The sequence below is a fragment of the Duganella sp. CF458 genome (genome assembly GCF_900113115.1).
Taxonomy (GTDB): domain Bacteria; phylum Pseudomonadota; class Gammaproteobacteria; order Burkholderiales; family Burkholderiaceae_D; genus Rugamonas.
This window is the reverse complement of the sequence record NZ_FOOF01000020.1, coordinates 51,662-75,172: the sequence shown is the minus strand read 5'-3', so window position 1 is coordinate 75,172 and position 23,511 is coordinate 51,662. Positions and strand designations below refer to the sequence as shown.

Here is a 23,511-nt window from a genome sequence, read left to right as displayed (position 1 = left end):
GCATGACCGAGTTCAAGAATACAGAGCAAGACCTGCACCGTTTCCGGGTGCGCTTGTCCGTGTTGGGCGGGTTGGTGTTCTTTTGCTTCTCGCTGCTGCTGGCGCGCTTCATCTGGCTGCAGGTGATCAAGCATAACGACTACATTGCCAAGGCCGAGGACAACCGCATCGCGGTGGTGCCGATCGTGCCAAGCCGCGGCCTGATCCTCGACCGCAACGGGGTGGTGCTGGCGCGCAACTACTCGGCCATCACGCTGGAGATCACGCCGTCCAAGGTGGCCGCGCCGATGGAGGAGGTGATCGACGAGTTGGCCAAGCTGGTCGAGATCACTCCCAAGGATCGCCGCCGCTTCAAGAAGCTCATGGAGGAATCCAAAAGCTTCACCAGCGTTCCGTTGCGCAGCCGCCTGAGCGACGAGGAAGTGGCGCGTTTCGCCGCCAACCGCTTCCGCTTCCCGGGTGTCGATATCCAGGCCCGCCTGTTCCGCCAATACCCGCTGGGCGAAGTGGCCTCGCACGTGGTCGGCTATATCGGGCGCATCAACCCGGCCGAGTCCAAGGCGCTGGAAGGGACCGAGTACGAAGCCAATTACAACGGCACCGAACATATCGGCAAGGAAGGCCTGGAGAAGAGCTACGAACGCCAGCTGCACGGCCAGACCGGCTACGAGGAAGTGGAGCGTACTGCCGGCGGCCGCGCCATCCGCACGCTGTCGCGCACCCCGGCGACACCGGGCGCCAACCTGATCCTGTCGATCGACATCGAACTGCAGAAAGTCGCCGAAGAAGCATTCGGCGAATACCGCGGCGCGCTGGTGGCGATCGAGCCGAGTACCGGCGACGTACTGGCGTACGTGTCGCGCCCCGGCTACGATCCCAACCTGTTCGTGGACGGCATCGACGCGCAAAGCTGGAACGAGCTGAATACCTCGCTCGACAAGCCGCTGATGAACCGGCCTTTGTCCGGTACCTATGCACCGGGTTCCACCTTCAAGCCGTTCATGGCGCTGGCGGCGCTGGAAACAGGCAAGCGTACCGCCGGCCAGGCGATTGCCGACCCGGGCTTCTTCTACCTCGGCACCCACAAGTTCCGTGACGACGTGGTGGGCGGCCACGGCATGGTCGACATGCGCAAGTCGATCGTGGTGTCGTGCAATACCTACTACTACATGCTGGGCCGCGACATGGGCATCGACCTGATCCATGACTTCATGGCGCCTTTCGGTTTCGGCCAGCTGACCGGCATCGACCTGGAAAACGAGAAGAAGGGCGTGCTGCCCTCGCAGGAATGGAAGCGCCAGCGCTTCAAGAAGAATCCGGCGGCAGGCAAATGGGTGGGCGGCGATACGATTTCGGTCTCCAACGGCTCCGGCTACAACAACTACACGCCGCTGCAGGTGGCGCACGCGGTGGCCAACCTGGCCAACAACGGCGTGGTGATGAAGCCGCACCTGGTCAAGATCCTGGAAGACGGCGGCACCCGCAAGCGCACCCTGACCGTGCCGAAGGAAAGCTACCGCATCCCTCTCAAGCAGTCCAACATCGACTTCATCAAGGATGCGATGGTGGGGGTGACCACCGAGCCGGGGGCAACCGGTTACCGCGCGTTCCTGAACGCAGGCTATACCGTGGGCGGCAAGACCGGCACCGCGCAGGTGGTGGCGATCAAGGCCAACGAGAAGTACAACGCGGCCCGCCTGGACGAGCGCCTGCGCGACAACGCCTGGTTCACCGCCTTCGCGCCGGCCGACAAACCGAAGATCGTGCTGGCGCTGATCGTGGAGAACGCCGGTTTCGGCGGCGCCGTGGCGGCGCCGATTGCGCGTAAAGTGCTGGACTATTGGTTGTTGGGCAAGCGCCCGACGGAAAAGGAAACCACGCCGGTGCCGAAGGAAGATGCGGAAACCGTGCCGGTGGAGGACTTGCCTGAAGCGGATGTGGACGCGGCTGCCGAGCGCCGCGCATTGCAACAGGGCCAGGCGGCAGCGCCGCCGGCGCAGGCTCCAGCGCCAGTGCCGGCGCCGGCGGACCAGAAGCTGCCGGCCGGCCCGCCGCGCAAGAGAGAATAAGGAGGCAGCATGCCGATCAATGAAAGACGTTCACTGTGGCGGCGCATGCGCCCTTATGTGACGGTATTCGATGGCCCGCTGATGTTGATTATCGTGCTGTTGCTGGCCACCAGCCTGGTCGCACTGTATTCGGCCAGCATCGGCATTCCCGGCAAGATCGAAGACCAGTTGCGCAACATCACCATGTCCTTCCTGGTGATGTGGTTCGTGGCGAACATCTCGCCGCAGAACATGATGCGCATTGCGCTGCCGGCCTATGTGATGACGGTGTCGCTGCTGCTTGCGGTGGCATTGTTCGGCACCATCAAGCTCGGTGCGCGGCGCTGGCTGAACCTGGGCTTTGCGCAGATCCAGCCTTCCGAATTCGCCAAGATCGCGGTGCCGCTGATGCTGGCCTGGTACTTCCAGCAGCGTCATGGACATATGCGCTGGCACGCCTATATCCTGGGCGCGGTACTGCTGCTGGTGCCGGTGTTCCTGATCGCGCGCCAGCCCGACCTGGGCACGGCGTTGCTGGTGGTGGCGGCTGGCGCCTGCGTCATCTTCCTGGCCGGCCTGGCGTGGAAAGCCATTCTGGCCCTGGTGGTGATGGGCGCGGCCTGCCTGCCGGTTGCCTGGTCGATGATGCACGACTACCAGCGCGAGCGGATCATGACGCTGATCGACCCGACGTCCGACCCGCTGGGCAAAGGCTTCCACATCCTGCAGTCGACCATTGCGATCGGCTCCGGCGGGGTGACCGGCAAAGGCTGGACCCAGGGCACCCAGGCCCACCTGGAATTCATCCCCGAGCGCACCACCGACTTCATCTTTGCCGTCTATTCGGAGGAATTTGGCCTGGTCGGCAACCTGGTCCTGATGTTCCTCTACCTGCTGCTGATCGGCCGCGGCCTGATGATCGCATCGGGCGCCCCGAACCTGTTCACGCGCCTGCTGGCAGGTGCGATCACGATGATTTTCTTCACCTATGCCTTCGTCAACATGGGCATGGTGAGCGGCATCCTTCCGGTAGTGGGCGTGCCGCTGCCGTTCATAAGCTACGGCGGCACTGCGCTGCTGACACTTGGATTGGCATCGGGCATCCTGATGTCTATCCAGCGACATAGAAAGCTGGTGCAAACTTGAAGAAGCACGCAATCCGACTGTTGCCGCTTGCGGCCGCCGCCCTGCTGGCCGCTTGCGGTACCACGCAGACCGACTCCGCATCGCGCAAGCCGCCGTCGCCGGTGACGGCCAAGCCACCGACCAGCATTCCGGTGCTGCCGGCGGCCGGCTCCGGGCGCGGCGCCTACTACCAGGACGACGGCCCCGGCGCGAACCCGCCCGCAGGCCTGCTGGATACGCCGGACGCGGATGTGCGCAACGATCCCCTCGCGCCGTACTCCAACCGTCCTTATGTCGTATTCGGCAAGACCTACAAGCCGATCCCGCTCGGTTCGGACTTCAAGCAGCGCGGCCCTGGCACCTGGTATGGCAAGAAATTCCATGGCCAGCGTACCTCGTCCGGCGAGATCTACGATATGTACAAGATGACGGCGGCGCACCCGACGCTGCCGATTCCGTCTTATGCGCGGGTGACCAATATCGCCAACGGCAAATCGGTCGTGGTACGCATCAATGACCGGGGGCCGTTCCATTCCACCCGCATCATCGACGTTTCGTATACGGCGGCGCTGAAGCTGGGCCTGCTGGTCAGCGGCAGCAGCCAGCTCGAGGTGGTGCACCTGGCGCCGGCTGAAATCGAGCGCATGATCGCAGCGCGCAAAGAGGGCGGCAGCGCGCCGGAGACAACTGCCGTGGCGCCGCAGAGCATGCCGAAGGCGGCGCCGATGCTGGCATCTTCCAGCGGCGACGAGGCCAAGCCGGTACTGCTGGGCGGCGCAGGCGCGCCGGGCTTCTACCTGCAACTGGGTTCCTACGCGCGCGAAGACGGCGCCGATGGCTTGCGCAAGCGGTTGACGGCCAGCGACGCCGGGCTGAAACTGGATATGGAGCAGGCAGGAAAATTCTATCGCCTGTTTGCCGGCCCTTACGCGAGCCGTGAAGAAGCGCTGGCAGCCGGCAAAGCGCTGCCTTCGAGCCTGAAACTGAAGCCGATCGTTATCGAGCGCTAGAGCAGGAGCGGGATTCCTGTTCCTGGAACTTGGCGGCGATCTTTTCGATGCGCGCTTTGGCGTCTTCGCTGATGTCGCGGAACTGGAAATACACCTGCTTGCTGCTGGCGTAGCGCGGTGCCACGCGGGCACTCTGCACGCCTTGCTTGACCAACGCCGCCAATTGCGCCTGCGCGGCCGCTTCGGTACGGAACACGCCCAGCGAGATCCCCCATTTCAGCGGCGAGCTGTCGTTCAGGATGAAGAAGTTGGTGACACCGAGCTCGCGCAGCTCGTCGGCCTTCTTTTCGGCGGCGGCGCGGCTGGCCTGCGGCGGAATATGCACGATGTAGCTGGAGACTTCCTGCTCCGCCACGTTGCGGCGCTGCTGGCGGTCGCCCAGTTCCAAGGACGCCAGGCGGTTTTCAAATTTGCGGGCCTCGTCCAGCGCGAAATTGCCCACTTCCAGGCAGGCGGTGGTTGCCGGCTCGTCGCGCGGCACCGGCGGCGGCGGCGGCGGGGAGAGCGCCGCGACGGCGCTTTCGGCCTTGCCGGCGCTGATCAACTGCAGCTTGTCGACGTTCTGCTGCCGCTGCAAGCGCGCAGGCTCGTGCTCGTTGCCGCTGAATTGGCCGAGGTAGCCTTCGCCGTACGCAAACAGCGCGGCATTGGCGACCAGCAGCAGGGCGAAAATCAGTTTCAGCACGGGTACTCCATACGGTCAGGCGCTGCGCAGGGCAGCGTGCAGTCCTATCATCACAATGTTCTCGACATGGCGGTGCGGCACGGGGACCGCGGGCGCGACATACGGCGCGGCGCCGCCGGAAATAATACATTCTACGGCCTGATGCAGCTCAAAAGCGCGCTCGATCGCACCGGCTTGCGCGGCCAGGCAGCCGGTCAGGATGGCGTCGTCGGTGTTGTCGGCGAAACCTTCCGGCAGCTTGCCCGGTTGGACCTGGGGCAGCTGGGCGGTGTTTTTGGCCAGTGAGGTGGCCATCAGGCCCAGTCCCGGCAGGATCATGCCGCCCAGGAAAGTGCCGTCGGCAGTGATCGCGTCGATGGTGGTGGCGGTGCCGCAGTTGGCCACCACGATGGCTTTGCCCGGGCACAGCGCATGCGCGCCGATGGCTGCGGCGAAACGGTCGCATCCCAGTTGCGCCGGATTGCGGTAGGCGTTGCGCACCCCGGCGCGCTGCGCGATGGAGGCGAACCATTCGATGGCTTGCGGCTGGATGCGCAGCTGCGGCGCGGCCAGCCAGCCTGCCAGCATGTCGCGAACGGATTGGCCGGCGACGTTGGCGATCAGCACCCGGCCGATGGCCGGCGCGGTGCCGGCGCTTGCTGCGGCCAGGGGAGAGGCCAGGGCGGCGGCCAAGGCGGCCGGGAAGCCGGCGGCGTCGGCGTGCATGTGCGCACCTTGCGCGAGCCAGTCGCCGAGAGCGGCGGCGGGCGCGGCGAGCGCCCACTTGATGCGGGTATTGCCGGCGTCGATCAGCAGCTCGTAGCTCATGGCGCTAGCCTCAGCGACACATCGCCCGACAGCACGGCCACGCGGCCGGAGGGCGTGTCGAGCAGCAACCGGCCCTGCTGGTCCACTCCGGCGGCCAAGCCTTCCTGCTGGACTGCGCCCTGGTCGAGCAAGCGCACCGGCTGCCCGCGCCACGCCTGCAACGCATTCCAGCGCTCGGTGAAGGCGGCGAAGCCGGTATCGTCGAATTCCGCCAGCACCGCGCACAGGCGGCTCAGCAGTTGCGCCAGCAAGGCATTGCGGTCCATCTGCGCCAGCCACGGGGCAGAGGATACTTCGCGGCCGATGGCCGCTTCCATTTCGTCCGGCATCAGCAGGTTCATGCCGCAACCGATGACTGCCCAGATGGTGCCGTCCGGCGCGGCCTGGGTTTCGACCAGGATGCCGGCCAGCTTGGCGCCGTCCTTCAGCATATCGTTCGGCCACTTGAGCTGGACCGGCACACCCAGGCCGTTCACGGTTTCGGCCAGCGCCACGCCGACAGCCAGCGGCAGGCCAACCATGCGATGCAGCGGCGCACGGAATGGCCAGGCGACGGAAAAGGTCAGCGATGCGCCAGGCGCGGAAAGCCAGCTGCGGCCGGCGCGGCCACGGCCTGCGGTCTGCCGCTCGGCCACGCGCAATACGGGAGCGCGCAATACGGGACCGCACAATGCGACCGGTGCCCGCTGCCCCGCGGTGGGCACGCGCGCCAGCAGGTCGGCGTTGGTGGAGCCGGTTTCGTCGACCACTTCAATGGCGACGTGCGATGCGCTGTCGGCAACCAGGGCCCGGATCGCCGCGGCGGTGAGAGGCATGGCATTCATATTGTGCCCTTGCGCGCCTTGTGCGGCGCCTTGGCGAAAGCCCTGTCGTACAGCCAGTTCGGCAGCGCGCGCAGCAGGCGCGCAATCATGCCCGCCCCGAACGGGATGACACGGTAGCTGTCGCCCCGTTCGATGCTGCGCGCCGCGGCCGCCGCAAAATCGGCAGGCTGCATCAGGAACGGCATCGGATACTTGTTCTGCTGCGTCATCGGCGTATCGATATATCCCGGCGCAATGGTGACCACCTTGATCCCGCTGCCGCGCAACTCAACCCGCAGCGATTCGCAGTAGATCCGCACAGCAGCCTTGGAGGCGCTGTAGGCGCCGCCGCCCGGCAAGCCACGCACGCCGGCAACGCTGGCAATGCCGACCAGGCGCGCCGGCGTCCCCTGCGCGCGCATGGCGGCCACGAAAGGCGCAAAGGTGGCCACGGTGGACGTGACGTTGGTGGCGAGAATGGATTCGAAAACCGGCAGGTCTTCCGCCAGTTCGGTGATGGTGCCGTGCGAGATGCCCGCGCTGGCGATGACGATATCGCAGCCGCCGGCATGGGCGAGGAAAGCGTCGGCGGCGCTGCGCAGCGCCGCGTGGTCGGTTACGTCGGCCGCATAGCAGCGGTGGCGCTCCGGGTTGGGCAGGGTGGCGGCAAGCGCCTGCAGCGCGCTTGCGCGGCGGCCCAGCAGGCCGAGGGTGCAGCCTTGCGCGGCGTAATGCGCCGCCAGTGCCGCCCCGATGCCGCTGGAGGCGCCGGTAATGAAAACGCGCTTCAAAGCCTTACTTCTTCTCCGCCTTGGCCTTGGACACGAGGAAGTCCAGCACGGTCAGCGCATTGGCGTGCTGCTGGGTCTCGTTAGGCACCGGCTTGACGTTCTTGTTTGCCTCGGCAGGGGAGGTCATGTACTTGCCATCGACCACCAGCATCGGCCAGTAGTCGACGCGATAGTCGCCCATCATGCGTTCGGTGCGGCGCAGTTTGGCGGCCACGCCGAAGCTGTTATAGGCTTCGGTGAATTTGGTCTTGTCGATGCCGTTGCTGGCGGCCCAGTCGATCACCGCAGTGTCGTTGCGCAGCGAATTGCCCTGTTCATGCATGGCATTGAAGACCTTCGCATGATATTGCTCCACCAGTCCCATGGCTTCCAGCGCGAAGTACAGTTTCTGCTGCGGCAGCACGGTCGGGCCGCGGCTCACGTGAATACGCTTGAATGCCACGTTGTCGCCCTGTTTCTTGACCCAGGCCGCCATGGCCGGTTCCAGCGCGTTGCAGTGAGGGCAGTAGTAGGCGAAGAACTCGATGACTTCGACCTTCTTGCCGGTATCGACCGTTTGCGGTTCGGGCAGCACGACGTAATCGGTGCCGGCAACCGGCGCCGCCGGGGACGCAACGGCGCCAAACGCTACGCTGCACAGTACCGTGGCCAGGATCTGCTTAAACAGTTTCATCGCTCACACTTCCCTTATTTTTGATTGCGGACGACGGCAACATCGATGCCGTTTTCAGACAGCTTGGCACGTACCTTGTTCATCGCTTCCACCTGGGTGAAAGGGCCCATGCGCACACGGTGCAGCACGCCGGCGTCGGTGGCGCGGTCGGAAACCGTGGCCTCGAAGCCGAGCAGGGCCAGCTTGGCGCGGGTGTTCTCGGCATCGCCCACCTCGCGGAAGGCGCCTGCCTGCAGGTAGTACACGAACTTGTCTTCGCCTGGCAGGGCAGGTGCCGGCGCGGCCGCCTGCGCCGGCGGCGCTGCGCTGTTGACCGGCGGCGGCGCGCCAGGCGAGGTGGCTGCCGGCGTCGGCGCAGGGGCCGGGGCGGCAGGCGCCTTGGCCGCAGCCTGGCCCTGGGCCTGGATGGTGTCCACTACCTTCTGCAATTCGTCGGCCGGCGCTTTCTTCGCGGTTTCGCGCTCGAAATCGCTGTTCGCCTTTTTCACGGCCTCCTTGTTGCCGTACATCGGCTTGTTCGGATCGGCGATCTGGCCCGATGCTTCATCGGTCGGCTTGCCGTTTTTCGGCACCTTGTCGGTAAACGGCGACTGGCCTTTGGTGATACTCAGTGCCACGACGACGGCGATGACCAGGCCGATAACCAGCCCGATGATGAAGCCAACCAAGGTGTTGCCTTGTTGCTGACGCGGAGAAAAGCGAAGGGAGCGAAAAGCCATGTGGACCTTACATTTGGTTAGGAGCGGAAACGCCGATCAGTGCCAGGCCGTTGCGCAGCACCTGGCGGGTGGCAACCATCAAGGCCACGCGGGCCAGCTTGGTTGCTTCGTCTTCCACCAGCACCTTTTCGGCGAAGTAGAACGAGTGCAGGGCGGCAGCCAGGTCGCGCAGGTAGAAGGCTACCTGGTGCGGACCAAGTTCGGACTGGGCGCGGGCCAGTACCTCAGGGTATTGGGCCAGGGCGGCCAGCAGGGTAGCTTCGGTCGGCGCTGTCAGCGGCGACAGGTCGACGTTGGCCACGGAGGCTTCGTCGCCGCCCCAGTTTGCCAGCATGCGGCAGATACGGGCGTGGGCATACTGCACGTAGTAGACCGGGTTTTCGTCGGAAGTCTTCAGCGCGACGTCGACGTCGAACACGAACTCGGTATCGGCTTTACGCGAGATCAGGAAGAAGCGCACGGCGTCGCGGCCCTTGGTGATGTCGCCGCCGCCGGACCATTCGATCAGGTCGCGCACGGTCACGTAGGAGCCGGCACGCTTGGAGATCTTCACCTCGGCGCCGTCCTTCATCACGGTGACCATCTTGTGCAGCACGTAGTCCGGGAAGCCTTGCGGTACGCCCAGGCCGACCGCTTGCAGGCCGGCGCGCACGCGGGCGATGGTGCCGTGGTGGTCGGAACCCTGGATGTTGATGGCCTGGGTGAAACCGCGCTGGAACTTGACGATGTGGTAGGCCACGTCCGGCACGAAGTAGGTGTAGCCGCCGTCGGTCTTGCGCATGACGCGGTCCTTGTCGTCACCGTAGTCGGTGGTGCGCAGCCACAGCGCGCCGCCGTCTTCGTAGGTATGGCCGTTGGCGACCAGCGCTTGCACGGCCTTTTCCACCTTGCCGTCGGAGTACAGCGAGGATTCCAGGTAGTAGTTGTCGAACTTCACGCCGAAGGCTTGCAGGTCGATGTCCTGCTCGTTACGCAGGTAGGTGACCGCGAAGGCGCGGATGTTTTCGATGTCTTCCACGTCGCCTGAGCCGGTCACCGGCTGGCCGTCGGAGGCGGAAACGGTCTTCCTGGCCAGGAAGTCGGCGGCGATGTCGGCGATGTAGTCGCCGTTGTAGGCCGATTCAGGCCATTCCGCGTCGCCCGGCTTGAAGCCTTTGGCGCGGCACTGGACCGAATTGGCCAGGGTCTGGATCTGGACGCCGGCGTCGTTGTAATAGAACTCGCGGGTGACCTTGGCGCCTTGCGCCTCGAACAGCGAGGACAGGGCGTCGCCCAGGGCCGCCTGGCGGCCATGGCCCACGTGCAGCGGGCCGGTCGGGTTGGCGGAAACGAATTCGATGATGACGTTCTTGCCGGCCAGGGACTCGCTCTGGCCGAAGCTTGCGCCTTGCTGCAGCACCGCTTTGACCACCGACTGCTTGGCGGCGTCGGTGACGCGCAGGTTGATGAAGCCCGGGCCGGCGATTTCGGCGGAAGCCACCAGGGCCTTGCCGGCAGGGGACTCCTGCAGCGCGGCGACGATCTTTTGCGCCAGTTCGCGCGGGTTCATCTTGAGCTGCTTGGCCAACTGCATGGCGATATTGCAGGCGACGTCGCCGTGCGATGCGTCGCGCGGGCGCTCCAGCACCACGTTGGCTTTAACGTCGGAACCTTCCAGGATCGGCGCGAGGGCGGCCTGGAACAGGGAAATGATCTCTTGCTTTTGTTGGGCGAGCATGTGAATAGCCGGGAACGTCTGAAAGAGGAACATTATACTTGTTTGCAAGAACGGGTAAATCAGGGGGAAACCGGAGGTTTGGGCGCTTAACCCGGGTACAATCTTGGTTTTCACAGATTTACCGCGACGAATACGGCTGCACGGCTGTGCCGCCGGCTGGCGGGCGCGATGACAGGATTGCAATGACTAAGAAAGAGCGCCCAACCTTATCCCTCAAACCAAAGGCTAAACCGGCTGCGCCGGCGGCCAAGGCGCCTCGTGCGCAAGGGGATGGCGGACAGCGCTCCGCGGGATCGGACCGGCCTCGCGCCGCCGGCCCGCGCCCGGCCGGCCAACCTCGCGCTGAATCCGCCCCACGCACCAGCGGACCGCGTCCGGATCGCGAAAACCGCGGCGAAGGACGTGGCCAGGGCGGCCAGCGCGGTTTCGGCCGAAGCGAAGGCGCCGAATTCCGCAACGATTCTCGCGCTGAGGGCAAGCAGCGCGGCTTCGAACGTGCGGCGGGCGGAGAGGGTGCCGCTTCCGGCTCGCCGTGGGCGGCCCGCAAGCCCGCAGCCCGTGCTGCGGACGCGCCCGCGCCGCGCGCCCCAGCCAAGCCAGCCATGCGCGAGAGCCACCACCGCGACCTGAAACCGCGCGTACAGACCGACTTCCAGTCCGAACTGAAGCAGGATTCACTGGCCTTCGCGATCCTGGGCGCCGCAACGTCGGCAGTGCAGGTTCAGCAAGGCACCGCGCTGCCGCAGGCGCTGGCAGCGGTATTCGCAAGCGGCAACGCCACCCCGCAAGCCCGCGGTGCAATCCAGGACATCGCCTACCGCGCCATGCGCCAGCTGGCCCTGAGCGAAATCCTGATCGGCCTGATGGCGCCGAAAGCCCCGGACCCGATGGTCCAGGCCCTGCTTGCCGTCGCCCTGCCGCTGATGCACCCGGCTGACGGCAGCCCAGCTCCATACGAAGCCTTCACGGTGGTCGACCAGGCCGTCACCGCAGCCGGCTCCCACCCGGACACAGCGCGCGCAAAAAACATGGTCAACGCCCTGCTGCGCCGCTTCCTGCGCGAGAAAGAAGAGCTGCTGGACGACGCCATGCAGCAGCCGGAAGCCAAATACAACTACCCGCAATGGTGGATCGACTCCGTCATCACCGCTTATCCGAAGGACTGGGAACAAGTGCTGGCCGCCGGTAACAAGGCGCCGCCGCTGACGCTGCGCGTGAACACCCGCCGCAGCTCGCTGGCTGACTACCTGGCGCGCCTGGCCGCTGACGGCATCGAAGCCGCCCAGGTCGGCGACTTCGCCGTGCGCCTGGCCAAGCCGGTGCCGGTACACCAGATCCCAGGCTTCGACGATGGCGACGTGTCGGTGCAGGACGCCGGCGCCCAGTTGGCCGCACCGTTGTTGGACGTACAACCCGGCATGCGTGTGCTGGACGCCTGCGCCGCCCCCGGCGGCAAGACTTGCCACATCCTCGAACTGGTCGATGTCAATTTGACAGCATTGGACGCGGATCCGAAGCGTCTGCAGCGCGTGCAGGAGAACCTCGACCGCCTGCAATTGCAAGCGAACCTGCAGCCGGCGGAGGCTGAAACCGACGCTTGGTGGGACGGCCAGCAGTTCGACCGCATCCTGGCCGATGTGCCTTGCACCGCCTCCGGCATCGTGCGCCGCCACCCCGATATCCGCTGGTTGCGCCGCAAGAGCGACACCCGCCAACTTGCAACACTTTCGTCGCAAATTCTCGACAACCTTTGGAAAATGCTCGCCCCCAATGGTAAATTGCTGTTCGTGACATGTTCGTTGTGGCCGCAGGAGTCCGAGGCGCAGGCGGCCGCTTTCGCGGTGCGCAACCGCGCCACCCGCCTCGATGCGCCGGGCCAATTGCTGCCCCTGGGCGGCGCCGAGCAGGATCACGATGGTTTGTTCTACGCATTGTTCCAGAAAGATGCGTAACCCTTTGACGAGCACCAGGCAAGTGATCCAAAGATTTCTTCGACTCCTATGCTGGCAGTTGCTGTTGACGCTTGCGTGTGCGTTGCCGCACGCCGCCCACGCCTCCGACGAGTCGGTGGAGATCACGCGCGCCTATATCGAGGCGGCGGAAGAAGGGTATCGCCTGCGTGCCGACTACGCCTTTGAGTTGAGCCACGGCCTGGAAGACGCCGTGCAATCGGGCGTATCGCTGCACTTCACCACCGAAATCAGCTTCACCCGTCCGCGCTGGTACTGGTTCGACGAAAAAGCCGTCACCGCCAAGCGCACCCACAAGCTGTGGTACGACGTGCTGACGCGCCAGTACCACGTCAAGATCATCGGCTCCGTCGCCCAGCCTTTCCAGTCGCTGGACGAAGCCCTGTTTTTCATCCGCCGGCCGACCCGCTGGGTAGTGGCACCGCGCGGCGCCCTGAAGGTGGGCGAAACGTATAACGTGACCCTGCGCATGGGCATGGACAAGGATTACCTGCCCAAACCGATCCAGGTTAACGCCTTCAACAACAGCGAGTGGCGACTCTCGTCCGCCAAGAAAACCTTCCAGTACAGGGCTGAGTAAGTGAAGTCTGCCCTCAGGTATTTGTTTGTCGTCGCGGGAGCGATCTGCAGCATATTGTTGTTCCTGCTCGCATCGGCCTCCGACAACTCCGGCTTCTTCGACCGCTATTATGGCTGGCTGCTGGGCCTGAACGCCTCCGTCGCGGTGGCGCTGGTGCTGCTGGTCGGCGTATCACTGTTCCGCCTCTACTCGCGCTACAAGAGCGGCAAATTCGGCTCGCGCCTGATGACCAGGCTGGTGGTGCTGTTTGCTGCCATCGGCGTGTTGCCAGGGCTGGTGATCTTCCTGGTATCGGTGCAGTTCGTGTCGCATTCCATCGATTCCTGGTTCAATGTGCGTGTGGAAGAAGCGCTGGACGCGGGCCTGGACCTGGGCCGCACCGCACTGGACGAATCGCTGGCCGAGCTGGAGGCGCAGGCGCGCGGCACCGTGCGCCAACTGGCCGAAGACCCGTTCTATTCCGCCCCGGCCACCCTGGCGCGTTTCGTGCGCCGTCACCCCGGTACCCAGAGCGCCATCATCGTTGATGCCGACGGCGGCCTGATTGTGTCCGCCATGGGCGAGCGCCGCATCAACCTGTCGGCCGACCTGCCGAGCGCGGTCATGCTGAACAAGGCCAAGGATGAACCATCGTATGCAGCCTATGAAGGCGGCGGTGAGCTGCGCGACGACCGCATCGGCGCGCCGCAACCTGCGCCGCTGGATGCCAACAGCGTGCTGCGCCTGCGGGTGCTGATGGCCATTCCCGACCCGGTGCAGCCGTCAGGTGCCCACCTGGCACCACGCTACTTGCAGATCATCCAGGCGGTACCGCAGAAACTGGCCAGCAACGGCGAAATGCTGCGTACCGCCTTTTCCGAATACAAAGAGCGCTTCGTGGCCCGCCAGGGCTTGCGCAAGATGTATACCGAGACGCTGACGCTGACGCTGCTGCTGGCGGTGTTCGGCGCCATTGCCGCCGCCTTCCTGATCGCGAACGACCTGGCGCAGCCGCTGCTGCTGCTGGCTGAGGGCACGCGCGCCGTGGCCGAGGGCGACCTGTCGCCGCGCCCGATCGTGGCCAGTTCCGACGAACTGGGCACGCTGACCCAGTCCTTCAACACCATGACGCGCCAGTTGTCCGAAGCGCGCAGCGCGGTGGAACGCAATCGAATAGCGCTGCAGAACGCCAAGGCCCACCTGGAATCGGTGCTGGCAAACATGTCGGCAGGGGTGATGGTGCTGGATTCGGAATTCCGCCTGGTCACCTGCAACGATTCGGTCGAGCGCATCCTGCAGCATGCCGGCGTGACCCTGATCGGCCAACCGCTGTCGGAAGTGGAAGGCATGCAGGAATTTGCCGCCGCCATCATCAGCGCCTTCTCGGCCCAGAGCGCGCAAACGGCCGCCGGGCGCAACGTGGCGCGACTGCACTGGCAGCGCCAGATCGAGATCCCGCGCCAGCCCGGCAGTCCTGAGGACCATGAACAGATCCTGCTGACGCGCGGCTCGCGCCTGCCGCTGGAAACCGGCACCGGCTATATCGTCGTGTTCGACGATATCACCGACGTGATTTCGGCCCAGCGCTCGATCGCCTGGGGCGAAGTGGCGCGCCGCCTGGCCCATGAAATCAAGAACCCGCTGACGCCTATCCAGCTGTCAGCCGAACGCCTGCAAATGAAGCTTGAATCGAAGCTGGCCGGCCCCGATGTGGAACTGCTCAACAAGGCCTCCACCACCATCGTCAACCAAGTCTCGGCCATGAAACGCATGGTCGACGACTTCCGCGATTACGCCCGTACCCCGCCTGCCGTGCTGCAGCCGCTCGACCTGAACACCCTGGTCGAGGACATCCTGCACCTGTACGTGAGCGGCGAGGGCGACGACATCATCCACGCCAACCTGGCGCCCGCCCTGCCCATGATCCTGGGCGACGACACACAATTGCGCCAGGTGATCCACAACTTGCTGCAAAATGCGCAGGACGCGCTGCAGGAGCATCCGCCTGCCGACGCCGAGCCGCGCATCGACGTGGTCACCGAGGGCATCATCTATCAAAGTGCGGATGGCGGCACACGTATTGCAGTGCGCCTCTCAATCTCGGACAATGGCCCCGGTTTCGCACCGAGAATCCTGGCCAACGCGTTCGAGCCGTACGTAACATCGAAGGCAAAGGGGACGGGCCTGGGCCTGGCAATGGTGAAAAAGATTATCGAGGAACACGGCGGCCGGATCGATATCCAGAACCGTGACGATAGTAGTGGAGCGTCGGTGCTGATTTTGCTGTTAAAGTTGGCGTCGGTGTAGTTGGCATAATATTGTTGGACTAATAAAATCATTGTCGCGCCGACAGGTATAGAATGCCTGCGTAGAGAGCGATAAAAATGAGGGAAGGGGCAAGGGATACATGGCAAACATTCTCGTAGTTGATGATGAAATGGGCATTCGGGAGCTGCTCTCGGAAATCCTGGGCGACGAAGGTCACGCGGTCACGCTGGCGGAGAACGCCCAGCAGGCGCGCCAGGCCCGCGCGGCCGGCGCGCCCGACCTGGTCTTGCTCGACATCTGGATGCCGGACACGGACGGCGTGACGCTGCTGAAGGAGTGGCAGCGCGATGGCTTGCTGACCATGCCGGTCATCATGATGTCGGGTCACGCGACCATTGATACCGCGGTGGAGGCGACGCGCATCGGCGCCATGAACTTCCTGGAAAAGCCGATTGCGATGCAAAAGCTGCTCAAGGCCGTGCAGGCTGGCCTGAGCCGGGCGCAGGAAGCCGTGCGAGCACCGGTGATGGCATCCCGTCCGGTGATGCCGGCGCCGGTCGAGGAAACCAGTTTCGGCCAGGTGCAGGTGACGCAACAGCCGGTGACCCACAACCTGGGCATGGCGCGTGCGGTCAATGGCGACAATCCGATCTTCAACCTGTCGTTCGACTTGCCGCTGCGCGAAGCACGCGACGCCTTCGAACGCATGTACTTCGAACACCACCTGGGCCGCGAAGGCGGCAGCATGACCCGCGTGGCCGAGAAGACCGGCTTGGAACGTACCCACCTGTACCGCAAGCTGAAGCAACTGGGCGTCGAACCCGGCAAGCTGTCTAAAAAGAACCAGGCTTGATTCCGACGACCCTGGTAACAGGCCCGACGGCCGCAACGCGCGAGCGCGCGATTGCGGCCGTTTTGTTGCCTGGCGCACCAACGGCCATCATCCTGGAAGGTTTGGCCGACGCTAATTCTCCATTGGTGTATGATGAAAGTGACCCGACGGTATGGCAGCCGCAGGTACACCGCATCGCCCCCGGCTGCCTATGCTGCGCCGGTAATCTTGTCTTGCGTGTTACATTGAATCGACTCTTGCGCCGTCCCCCGGCGCAGCTCTTTATCAGCCTGGCCGATGCCACACACGTGGATAGCCTGCGCGCCATGCTTGTCACGGCCCCTTACGACGCCCTGCTGCGCCTGGAGCCAGTACTGAACGCTTGAAAATGGCTAGCACAGCCCCATCTCGGTTTGGAAACGAAACGTGAAGGAAGCCATATGAACCTCATTTACAACAGCGAGCAATACAGTGTTGTCGAATTTGGCGCGGACCGCAGCCTGGAAGCCTTGCGCTTCGGCGGTTATGAGATTGTCGACAAAGGCGGCAAGCGCGAAATCTTCATTGCCGGGGTCATGGCGCAGAACTTCCGCCGCGACGTTAACGAGTTGATTGCCAGCGAGCCCACCATCGAGGAGATCGATGATTTTCTGGGCAACTATGAAGCACTGATGAGTCAACCAGTGCTGCTGCATTAAGGTTCTTCGCATCCTTCCGTGGAGCGCTCCCTTGCTCCAACATGGGCAGCCATGCCGGCGCTGCCCGCTTTTCCTTCGCGATTGTTCATAGGCCATTTCGGTGGCATAGTGGTGTTTTGCCAAAGCGGCAATTACCTCGGCCACTTACCCCGATGCTGTTTTCGCCGCGACTCCTGATTTGCGGCAAAGCCTGGCCACCCCCAGAAGAAAAAGTATGAGAACGATCATTGAAAAGCTTGACGAACTAAAGGCGGCTGACAAGGATTTATTGAATTTTGGCGCCAGGACGCATGCTTATGAGCTCGGTCCTGTTCTTTCGCCAGACGAAGTCCGTCAGGTGGAAGAGCAGTATCGCTTTACGCTTCCTGAGGTCTATCGATCGTTTGTCACGACGGTGGGCAACGGGGGCGCCGGTCCATTCTACGGTTTGTTCGTGCTCGGCGAGCACGACGAGGGCTACGATTTCATTCCTTGGCCGGAGGGTGACCTTATCGGAGATCTCAGCCTGCCATTCCAGCATGTCGAGGCGTGGAATCTCCCACCCGCGTTTTGGGCCGGCGAGCCGGATCCCGAAGAAGGCCTGTCGGAATTGGAAGAAGAAGCGCTGTGGGATGTTTGGTATGACAAGCTGGATGTGCAATATTGGAATCCCTCGACTATGAACGGCGCAATCCCAATCTGCCATGAAGGCTGCGCACTCAGGAACTGGCTGGTGGTCACAGGCGAGCTGGCAGGTACCGTGTGGCGTGATATGCGGGCAGACTACCAAGGCATCGCTCCCTTGAGAAACGCAAACGGCTCGCCGATGACGTTCGCTGACTGGTATCGCAATTGGCTCGACACCAGCCTGAATGCAGTACGTACGCTTACCTGAGGACCCGATGAAGAGCAAGCTGGATCACACGCAGGAGTCGTTTGATGCCCTCATTGATTTGCTTTTGAAGAGCGGAAATGAAATTGACGGAACGCGCTGGTCCTGTAGCAAGGAAGGGTTCCATACGCAATTCAAGCGCCCCATCGATTGGAGCCTGGTTTATGCCTCATTTGAAATTGATCCAAACAGCGTGATGGTGTATGAGGATTCGATCGCTACATATTGTGGGGTCTATCACGTAGCCGGCCGGATGATTCGGTGAGCGGCCATCAGGACGAGCCAATTTATGCCGATTATTGGATTCAGCCATTACAACCTGCGTGCGCCGCGGGCGTTACTCGATGAACTGCGTGATTTCTACTGCGAAGTGGTCGGACTGACGGTCGGCCATCGGCCGCCGTTCCGCAGCTTTGGGTACTGGCTTTATGCCGGCGAACATGCGCTGCTCCATCTATCCGAAGCCGCTCCAGATGAAAACCGGCCGGCCCAGCCTGAGGGGACGTTTGACCATGCGGCCTTTCGTTGCACTGATCGTGTTGCGTATGAAGGCAAGCTCTCATCGCGCGGAATCAACTACCGGGTGGCCGTTGTGCCAGCCACGCAGCAGCTTCAAATATTTCTCACGGACCCCGCCGGGAACGGTGTTGAACTTAATTTTGCCAACCTCGAAAACTAAAACTGAAGAATGACAAAACGATTCACCCTATTGGCGCTGCTTTTTGCGGTGCTTGCGATCCCCGCTGCCGGCGCACAAACACCAATCAAGCAAGCGGAACGTGATGAGATCTCGATGATGGCCACTGCAGATCCTGCGATGGAAAGAGCGTTCGGCAAGGCCCGCTCGACCCTGGACAATTTCCTGCGCATGGCAGCTGCTCCAGCTAAAGGAACTTCGGATTACTCTGTGAAGGTCGGCGTGACTGATGGGAAAAATACCGAGTACTTCTGGGTGAGGGACTTTGAGCGGCACGGTGAGAAGTTCGTAGGCACGCTGGCAAATGAGCCAAGGATGGTGAAGAAATTCAAGAATGGACAGCGCTTTGATTTCTCGAAGAACCTGATCGTTGACTGGACTTATATTGATGCATCGAAACGCAAGATGTTCGGCAATTTCACAGCCTGTGCGCTCCTGACAAAGGAGGCTCCTGAAGAAGCCAGCAAGTTCAGGGAGCGCTTTGGCCTGGATTGCGACTGACTTTCACGGCGAGATGGCCCGCGAACCGGAAATCGTTTTGTATGGCGCAGCTGCTTCCGGCTCTGTCGCGGTTGAAGCAGCCGTCACCCTGCTTGGCACGCCGTTCCAGTTGATCGAGGGCGAAACCTGGTCGTCCGAAGCTGCGCGCATGCGTGTTGGAGGGCAAAACGCGATGAGGCAAGTGCTGACACTGGTGCTGCCGAGCGGCGAAATCGTCACCGAATGCGCAGCCATCCTGCTCTGGCTGGCCGATGCTCATCCGGATGCCAACTTGGCCCCGGGCTCGAACGATCCATTGCGAGCGCAGTTCCTGCGCTGGATGTTCTTCGTCTCATCAGCAATCTATTCGCTACACTGGATCAAGCCGGACGTAAGCAGGATTGGCGCGCCGCAAAGCGCCAGGGACGAGATAGTAAACTCTGTTCATGAGCGCATCGCCTTTTGTTGGCGTGTCATGGAGGCGCAACTCAGTCCTTCGGGGTACCTGCTGGGAGATACCTTAAGCGTGCTCGATCTCTACGTGGCCGTGATCTCGCGCTTCGGTCCCTGGCGTGAGCGCTTCTATCAGGAGGCTCCAAACATGACGCCAGTGATCAAGCGTGTTGACGAGGACCCTCGTTTGATAGGGCTTTGGGACCGGCGTTTTCCGTCAGGCTAGGCGAACACGCGTCAGGAGGAACTATGAAACGCACGTGGACAATCATTGGCGTCGCCGACGTCGCCCATAGGTTCAACTGGTACCAGGCCTTGTTTGGACAGCCCCAGACCGCGCCAGCCCATGAATTCTTTGGACAGCTCCTGGATCAGGATGGCACGGTCCTGCTCTGTCTTCACCAGTGGGGATCGCACGATCATCCCACGCTGGCAAGCCCCGGCAACGCGCAGCCCGGAAATGGTTTGCTGCTTTTCTTCCGAGTCGACGATTTCGAGGAGGCGCTGTCCAGGGCGCGCGGCATGGTGGCGAAACTTGAGGAAGAGGTAAGCGTCAATCCAGGCACCGGTACCAGGGAATTCGCGTTGCGGGATCCGGATGGCTATTACGTGATGGTGAGTGCATGGGACTGAAGACAAGGCTTAAGGAAAAGCTCGGGATCGAGCATCCGATCCTGCTGGCGCCAATGGGCGCCATGGCTGATGGCAGGCTGGCGGAGGATGCCTGCGTTTTATTGGAGAAGGGGCGATGGAGCGCGCGCTGATCAATCCGAGCCGATATCTTATTGTTGTCGTTTCAGTTAGCGCCTATGCGTCAAGTCTGCTGATGCCTGCATTCCTTTGTCGGTCCAACAGCATGCTGGGATTTCAGGTCCTCCTTATGGGCTGGATTGCGGTCATCGGTTTGCAGCCTGCCTGGTTCGCAAATATTCTTTACTTCATCATGACCTATCGCCTGGTGCGCGGGACCAACACTCGCAACCTGTTGCTGCCTGGGGCAGCGTCGTTCCTGGCAATTGCGGGTTTGGCGGGCGGGCCTGGCTGCGGCCCCGATATTGCAAACATATCCCTCGGATTGAGCGCCGGCGGCTATCTCTGGATTGGCGCGATTCTTGTTGTATCGGCCTACTATGCGGCCAAGCGCCCGGCGCCTGCATGTTAAAGTTGAGGGATGTGCCAATTACTTGCAATGAATTGCAATGTCCCGACCGACATTGTGTTCAGTTTCACCGGCTTTGCCCTGCGCGGCGGGCAGACCGATACCCATCATGACGGCTGGGGCATCGCCTTTTTCGAAGGCGCCGGCGTACGCCATTTTGTCGACCACCAGGCCGCGGTCCATTCGCCGATTGCGGAGTTGATCAAGAACTATCCGATCAAGTCTAAGAACGTGATCGCGCATATCCGCAAGGCCACGCAGGGCGAGGTCATGCTGGAGAACTGCCATCCCTTCGTGCGCGAGCTATGGGGCCGTTACTGGGTGTTCGCACACAACGGCGACCTGAAGGAATTTGCGCCGGTGCTGCACGGGCCGTTCCGCCCGGTCGGCACCACTGACAGCGAACAGGCCTTCTGCCTGATCATGCAGGAGTTGAGCGAGCGTTTCGGCGATACGTGCCCGCCGCTGCCGATGTTGCGTGCCCAGATCGAGAAGACGGTGCGCAGTATTGCCGCGCATGGCACCTTCAACATGATGCTCTCCGACGGCCGCACGATGTTCGCGCATTGCTCGACCCATTTGCATTACATCGTGCGCCAGTACCCGTTCGACAAGGCCAAGCTGTCCGACGAGGACGTGAGCGTGGACTTCTCGCAGGTCACCACGCCCAATGATCGGGTGGCAGTGATCGTCACGCAGCCATTAACTACTAATGAGCAATGGACGGCCTTCCTGCCGGGCGAGATGAAATGCTTTGTGGATGGCCTGCCGCAAAAGCGGGACTTCGAGAAAATTTAACAGACACCGGCAGAATTTGATGCCAAAATGTCAGTACACGTCAGGAATTACCCTATGATCGACCTTTCCAGCAACGATGCGGCCTCCCAGAGCCTGAAAGTTCGCGAATTTTATCTGGGCCGGCAGCCGATCTTGGACCGGAACCAGGCCTTGTACGGTTACGAGTTGCTTTTTCGCAACGCTCCGGTGGGGCCGGCCAACATCAATACTTCGGCCCTGTCCGCGACCGCTGCGGTAGTCGCGCACGCCGCGCAACTGGGCCTGGAGCGCACCATCGGCGATGCCATCGGCTTCGTCAACGTCGATTCGGACGCCATCCTGAGCGATATCTTTGGCTTCCTGCCACGCGAAAAGCTGGTGCTGGAAGTTAGCGCTGCCAATCCGCTGGCGCCGGCCGTGCTGTCGCGCATGTCCGAGCTGGTCAGCCAAGGTTTCCGCTTCTCGCTGGACGACATCAATCCCGATTCTCCGCAATTGCCGGCGCTGATGCCGATGGTGGAATACGTCAAGCTGTCGATGCGCGACATGCCGTTGGATGGCTTGGCCAAGCTGGCGCCGCGCATCAAGCAGGACGGCAAGAAGCTGGTGGCCTGCAAGGTCGAGAACCGCGACGAATTCAAGAATTGCCTGGATCTGGGCTGCGATTACTTCCAGGGCTATTACTTCGCCAAGCCGGTCATCATGAGCGGCAAGAAGCTGTCGCCGTCGCAAATGGCGGTGATGGAGCTGATGACCCTCGTGACCTCGGATGCGGACAACGCCGAGATCGAACGCGCCATCAAGAAGGATGTGTCGCTGGCACTGAACCTGCTGCGCCTGGTGAATACGCCGGCTGTCGGCGCACGCCAGCGCATCGACTCCCTGAGCCAGGCGGTGCATATCCTGGGCCGCCGCCAGCTCCAACGCTGGCTGCAGATCATGCTGTACGCGGAGCCGGGCAAGCGCGGTCATTCGATGACGCCTTTGCTGATGCTGGCCACCACGCGCGGCCGCCTGCTGGAACTGCTGGCTACCAAGCTGCGCCCGGCGCATCGGCATGTCGCCGATATTGCCTTCACCGTCGGCATCATGTCGCTGATGGATACGCTGTTCGGCATCCCGATGCAGGAACTCCTGGTCCAGATCCCGATGGGCGATGAGGTTGGCGAAGCCTTGATGTTCCGCGGCGGCTTCTTTGGCGACCTGCTCAAGCTGGCCGAGTGCATCGAGCGCCTGGAAGACATGGACACCCGCATCCTGCCGGCGTTGGCCGATCTCGCGATATCGACCGAGGAACTGGTGGAGCTGGAAATGTCGGCATTCGAATGGAGTGACAACGTGGTGCGATACGCCCTGTAGAGATGTACGCACCGATAGCGGCGCCGCAACAGCGGCGCCGTTTTTTTTCTGGAGGACGAAGAGTGTTAAGTGTCAGTGGGTTGAGCAAGTCTTTTGGCGAGCGGCGCGCGGTCGATGGCGTTTCGTTCCAGGTGCAGCGCGGGCAGACCGTGGGCCTGTTGGGCCCTAATGGGGCCGGCAAGTCGACGACGGTCAGCATGATCTGTGGCTTGATCAAGGCGGATGCGGGCAGTGTCACCTTGGATGGCGAGCCGGTGGTGCAGGGTGCCAGTGCGGCCAAGCAGAAACTGGGGCTGGTGCCGCAAGACCTGGCTTTGTATGAAGAACTGCCGGCGATTGAGAACCTCAAGCTGTTTGGCGCGCTGTATGGCTTAAAGGGGGCGCCGCTGGCCAGGCGCGCGGAGGAAGCGCTGGCGCTGGTGGGACTGTCCGATCGCGCGAAGGAGAAACCGTCCACATTCTCCGGCGGCATGAAGCGCCGGCTGAATATCGCCGCGGCGCTGCTGCATGACCCGCAACTGCTGATTCTCGACGAGCCGACAGTGGGCGTCGACCCGCAGAGCCGCAATGCCATCTTCGATACGCTGGAAGCCTTGAAGGCGCAAGGCCGTTCGTTGATCTACACCAGCCATTACATGGAAGAAGTGGAGCGGTTGGCAGACCATATCGTGATCATCGATCACGGCAAGGTGCTGGCGGATGCAGCGCCGGCCGAGCTGTACCGCCGTCTCCCGACGCAAGCTGCGCTGCAGGTGGAACTGGCGGACACCGATCTTCTGCCGGTCGAACTGCTGGTCGCTGCGCTGGCTGGATTGCCGGGGGTCGCCGGCGTGCGCCGTGATGGCGTATCGCTGAACATCAGCCTGCACGGTGCCGCCCACGCGGCACCTGTGCTGCGCTGGCTGGACGAGCAGGGCCACACGCTGGCCCACTTCGCCACCGCCCGCACCAAGCTGGAAGACATCTTCCTATCCCTGACCGGCCGTACCTTGCGCGACTAAGGAATTCCG

The 23,511-nt window shown here is 62.8% G+C and carries 27 protein-coding genes; 20 read left to right on the top strand and 7 right to left on the bottom strand.

Annotation, left to right across the window (positions count from 1 at the left end):
* Positions 1 to 2: 2 nt before the first annotated feature.
* From mrdA to BM269_RS25405, 3 genes are read left to right on the top strand one after another with little or no spacing between them, the layout of a single operon-like run.
* Positions 3 to 2,069, top strand: a complete 2,067-nt coding sequence (gene mrdA, locus BM269_RS25415; RefSeq protein WP_090444060.1) for a penicillin-binding protein 2 — start codon at positions 3 to 5, stop codon at positions 2,067 to 2,069.
* A 9-nt stretch (positions 2,070 to 2,078) separates the two neighbouring features.
* Positions 2,079 to 3,194, top strand: a complete 1,116-nt coding sequence (rodA, locus tag BM269_RS25410; RefSeq protein ID WP_090444057.1) for a rod shape-determining protein RodA — start codon at positions 2,079 to 2,081, stop codon at positions 3,192 to 3,194.
* Positions 3,191 to 4,183 carry a septal ring lytic transglycosylase RlpA family protein gene (locus BM269_RS25405; RefSeq protein ID WP_090444054.1) on the top strand — a complete coding sequence of 331 codons (993 nt, stop codon included), beginning with the start codon at positions 3,191 to 3,193 and terminating at the stop codon, positions 4,181 to 4,183. Before rodA ends, BM269_RS25405 begins: the two co-directional genes overlap by 4 nt.
* On the opposite strand, the gene BM269_RS25400 is transcribed toward BM269_RS25405, so the two are convergent.
* Genes BM269_RS25400 through argS form a run of 7 tightly spaced genes read right to left on the bottom strand, consistent with a single transcriptional unit; the run spans position 4,170 to position 10,378 of the window.
* Positions 4,170 to 4,868 carry an SPOR domain-containing protein gene (locus BM269_RS25400; RefSeq protein WP_090444051.1) on the bottom strand — a complete coding sequence of 233 codons (699 nt, stop codon included), beginning with the start codon at positions 4,866 to 4,868 and terminating at the stop codon, positions 4,170 to 4,172. The two genes, BM269_RS25405 and BM269_RS25400, sit on opposite strands and share 14 nt — an antisense overlap.
* A 15-nt stretch (positions 4,869 to 4,883) precedes the next feature.
* Entirely contained in the window at positions 4,884 to 5,675 is a 792-nt protein-coding gene (locus BM269_RS25395) for a type III pantothenate kinase (protein WP_090444048.1), read from the bottom strand.
* On the bottom strand, positions 5,672 to 6,499 hold the full coding sequence (locus BM269_RS25390; RefSeq protein ID WP_090444045.1) for a biotin--[acetyl-CoA-carboxylase] ligase: 828 nt from the start codon (positions 6,497 to 6,499) through the stop codon (positions 5,672 to 5,674). The genes BM269_RS25395 and BM269_RS25390 overlap by 4 nt, the downstream gene beginning before the upstream one ends.
* On the bottom strand, positions 6,496 to 7,269 hold the full coding sequence (locus tag BM269_RS25385; RefSeq protein ID WP_090444042.1) for an SDR family oxidoreductase: 774 nt from the start codon (positions 7,267 to 7,269) through the stop codon (positions 6,496 to 6,498). Before BM269_RS25385 ends, BM269_RS25390 begins: the two co-directional genes overlap by 4 nt.
* Before the next feature lie 4 nt (positions 7,270 to 7,273).
* Entirely contained in the window at positions 7,274 to 7,942 is a 669-nt protein-coding gene (locus tag BM269_RS25380; protein ID WP_090444039.1) for a thiol:disulfide interchange protein DsbA/DsbL, read from the bottom strand.
* A 14-nt stretch (positions 7,943 to 7,956) separates the two neighbouring features.
* Entirely contained in the window at positions 7,957 to 8,661 is a 705-nt protein-coding gene (locus BM269_RS25375) for an SPOR domain-containing protein (protein ID WP_090444036.1), read from the bottom strand.
* A gap of 7 nt (positions 8,662 to 8,668) precedes the next feature.
* Positions 8,669 to 10,378, bottom strand: a complete 1,710-nt coding sequence (gene argS, locus BM269_RS25370; RefSeq protein ID WP_090444033.1) for an arginine--tRNA ligase — start codon at positions 10,376 to 10,378, stop codon at positions 8,669 to 8,671.
* Between the two features lie 602 nt (positions 10,379 to 10,980).
* Between argS and rsmB the strand changes: the two genes are divergently transcribed.
* The 17 genes from rsmB (at position 10,981) to BM269_RS25290 (ending at position 23,502) form a co-directional block, all read left to right on the top strand.
* Entirely contained in the window at positions 10,981 to 12,330 is a 1,350-nt protein-coding gene (gene rsmB / locus BM269_RS25365; RefSeq protein ID WP_090444152.1) for a 16S rRNA (cytosine(967)-C(5))-methyltransferase RsmB, read from the top strand.
* A gap of 64 nt (positions 12,331 to 12,394) precedes the next feature.
* The gene (locus BM269_RS25360) at positions 12,395 to 12,928 is read left to right on the top strand and encodes a DUF4390 domain-containing protein (RefSeq protein ID WP_307154661.1); all 534 of its coding nucleotides are present in this window, start codon (positions 12,395 to 12,397) and stop codon (positions 12,926 to 12,928) included.
* Complete coding sequence (locus BM269_RS25355) at positions 12,929 to 15,214, top strand: sensor histidine kinase (RefSeq protein WP_090444027.1); 2,286 nt, start codon at positions 12,929 to 12,931, stop codon at positions 15,212 to 15,214.
* 100 nt (positions 15,215 to 15,314) lie between these two features.
* Entirely contained in the window at positions 15,315 to 16,028 is a 714-nt protein-coding gene (locus tag BM269_RS25350; protein ID WP_090444025.1) for a response regulator, read from the top strand.
* On the top strand, positions 16,025 to 16,393 hold the full coding sequence (locus BM269_RS25345; RefSeq protein ID WP_090444023.1) for a GTPase: 369 nt from the start codon (positions 16,025 to 16,027) through the stop codon (positions 16,391 to 16,393). Before BM269_RS25350 ends, BM269_RS25345 begins: the two co-directional genes overlap by 4 nt.
* Before the next feature lie 54 nt (positions 16,394 to 16,447).
* Positions 16,448 to 16,705, top strand: a complete 258-nt coding sequence (locus BM269_RS25340; protein WP_055928525.1) for a BTH_I0359 family protein — start codon at positions 16,448 to 16,450, stop codon at positions 16,703 to 16,705.
* Between the two features lie 214 nt (positions 16,706 to 16,919).
* Positions 16,920 to 17,579: an SMI1/KNR4 family protein gene (locus BM269_RS25335; RefSeq protein ID WP_090444020.1), complete on the top strand. Its 660-nt coding sequence runs from the start codon at positions 16,920 to 16,922 to the stop codon at positions 17,577 to 17,579.
* Positions 17,580 to 17,586: 7 nt separating this feature from the next.
* The gene (locus tag BM269_RS25330; protein WP_090444017.1) at positions 17,587 to 17,841 is read left to right on the top strand and encodes a hypothetical protein; all 255 of its coding nucleotides are present in this window, start codon (positions 17,587 to 17,589) and stop codon (positions 17,839 to 17,841) included.
* Positions 17,842 to 17,865: 24 nt separating this feature from the next.
* Entirely contained in the window at positions 17,866 to 18,255 is a 390-nt protein-coding gene (locus tag BM269_RS25325) for a VOC family protein (RefSeq protein WP_090444014.1), read from the top strand.
* Between the two features lie 9 nt (positions 18,256 to 18,264).
* The gene (locus BM269_RS25320) at positions 18,265 to 18,774 is read left to right on the top strand and encodes a YegJ family protein (RefSeq protein ID WP_090444011.1); all 510 of its coding nucleotides are present in this window, start codon (positions 18,265 to 18,267) and stop codon (positions 18,772 to 18,774) included.
* Positions 18,755 to 19,432, top strand: coding sequence for a glutathione S-transferase family protein (locus BM269_RS25315; RefSeq protein WP_229204797.1), 678 nt, complete (start codon positions 18,755 to 18,757; stop codon positions 19,430 to 19,432). The genes BM269_RS25320 and BM269_RS25315 overlap by 20 nt, the downstream gene beginning before the upstream one ends.
* A 23-nt stretch (positions 19,433 to 19,455) precedes the next feature.
* Positions 19,456 to 19,839 (top strand): VOC family protein, encoded by a 384-nt coding sequence (locus BM269_RS25310; protein WP_090444008.1) that lies wholly within the window; start codon positions 19,456 to 19,458, stop codon positions 19,837 to 19,839.
* Positions 19,830 to 19,970 carry a hypothetical protein gene (locus BM269_RS29550; RefSeq protein ID WP_170860484.1) on the top strand — a complete coding sequence of 47 codons (141 nt, stop codon included), beginning with the start codon at positions 19,830 to 19,832 and terminating at the stop codon, positions 19,968 to 19,970. Before BM269_RS25310 ends, BM269_RS29550 begins: the two co-directional genes overlap by 10 nt.
* Positions 19,955 to 20,368, top strand: a complete 414-nt coding sequence (locus tag BM269_RS25305; protein ID WP_090444005.1) for a hypothetical protein — start codon at positions 19,955 to 19,957, stop codon at positions 20,366 to 20,368. Before BM269_RS29550 ends, BM269_RS25305 begins: the two co-directional genes overlap by 16 nt.
* Before the next feature lie 9 nt (positions 20,369 to 20,377).
* On the top strand, positions 20,378 to 21,163 hold the full coding sequence (locus BM269_RS25300) for a class II glutamine amidotransferase (protein WP_090444002.1): 786 nt from the start codon (positions 20,378 to 20,380) through the stop codon (positions 21,161 to 21,163).
* 54 nt (positions 21,164 to 21,217) lie between these two features.
* Positions 21,218 to 22,501 (top strand): EAL and HDOD domain-containing protein, encoded by a 1,284-nt coding sequence (locus BM269_RS25295; protein ID WP_090443999.1) that lies wholly within the window; start codon positions 21,218 to 21,220, stop codon positions 22,499 to 22,501.
* An 80-nt stretch (positions 22,502 to 22,581) separates the two neighbouring features.
* Positions 22,582 to 23,502 carry an ABC transporter ATP-binding protein gene (locus tag BM269_RS25290; protein WP_229204796.1) on the top strand — a complete coding sequence of 307 codons (921 nt, stop codon included), beginning with the start codon at positions 22,582 to 22,584 and terminating at the stop codon, positions 23,500 to 23,502.
* Positions 23,503 to 23,511: the final 9 nt, after the last annotated feature.

Excerpts from the sequence above, each read along its gene's own strand:
- BM269_RS25305 (WP_090444005.1), top strand. The coding sequence starts at position 19,955 with ATGGAGCGCGCGCTGATCAATCCGAGCCGATATCTTATTGTTGTCGTT.
- BM269_RS25350 (WP_090444025.1), top strand. The coding sequence starts at position 15,315 with ATGGCAAACATTCTCGTAGTTGATGATGAAATGGGCATTCGGGAGCTG.
- rsmB (WP_090444152.1), top strand. The coding sequence starts at position 10,981 with ATGCGCGAGAGCCACCACCGCGACCTGAAACCGCGCGTACAGACCGAC.
- BM269_RS25320 (WP_090444011.1), top strand. The coding sequence starts at position 18,265 with ATGACAAAACGATTCACCCTATTGGCGCTGCTTTTTGCGGTGCTTGCG.
- argS (WP_090444033.1), bottom strand. The coding sequence starts at position 10,378 with ATGCTCGCCCAACAAAAGCAAGAGATCATTTCCCTGTTCCAGGCCGCC.
- BM269_RS25335 (WP_090444020.1), top strand. The coding sequence starts at position 16,920 with ATGAGAACGATCATTGAAAAGCTTGACGAACTAAAGGCGGCTGACAAG.
- BM269_RS25325 (WP_090444014.1), top strand. The coding sequence starts at position 17,866 with ATGCCGATTATTGGATTCAGCCATTACAACCTGCGTGCGCCGCGGGCG.
- mrdA (WP_090444060.1), top strand. The coding sequence starts at position 3 with ATGACCGAGTTCAAGAATACAGAGCAAGACCTGCACCGTTTCCGGGTG.
- rodA (WP_090444057.1), top strand. The coding sequence starts at position 2,079 with ATGCCGATCAATGAAAGACGTTCACTGTGGCGGCGCATGCGCCCTTAT.
- BM269_RS25340 (WP_055928525.1), top strand. The coding sequence starts at position 16,448 with ATGAACCTCATTTACAACAGCGAGCAATACAGTGTTGTCGAATTTGGC.
- BM269_RS25330 (WP_090444017.1), top strand. The coding sequence starts at position 17,587 with ATGAAGAGCAAGCTGGATCACACGCAGGAGTCGTTTGATGCCCTCATT.
- BM269_RS25310 (WP_090444008.1), top strand. The coding sequence starts at position 19,456 with ATGAAACGCACGTGGACAATCATTGGCGTCGCCGACGTCGCCCATAGG.
- BM269_RS25375 (WP_090444036.1), bottom strand. The coding sequence starts at position 8,661 with ATGGCTTTTCGCTCCCTTCGCTTTTCTCCGCGTCAGCAACAAGGCAAC.
- BM269_RS25300 (WP_090444002.1), top strand. The coding sequence starts at position 20,378 with ATGTGCCAATTACTTGCAATGAATTGCAATGTCCCGACCGACATTGTG.
- BM269_RS25390 (WP_090444045.1), bottom strand. The coding sequence starts at position 6,499 with ATGAATGCCATGCCTCTCACCGCCGCGGCGATCCGGGCCCTGGTTGCC.
- BM269_RS25295 (WP_090443999.1), top strand. The coding sequence starts at position 21,218 with ATGATCGACCTTTCCAGCAACGATGCGGCCTCCCAGAGCCTGAAAGTT.
- BM269_RS29550 (WP_170860484.1), top strand. The coding sequence starts at position 19,830 with ATGGGACTGAAGACAAGGCTTAAGGAAAAGCTCGGGATCGAGCATCCG.
- BM269_RS25380 (WP_090444039.1), bottom strand. The coding sequence starts at position 7,942 with ATGAAACTGTTTAAGCAGATCCTGGCCACGGTACTGTGCAGCGTAGCG.
- BM269_RS25395 (WP_090444048.1), bottom strand. The coding sequence starts at position 5,675 with ATGAGCTACGAGCTGCTGATCGACGCCGGCAATACCCGCATCAAGTGG.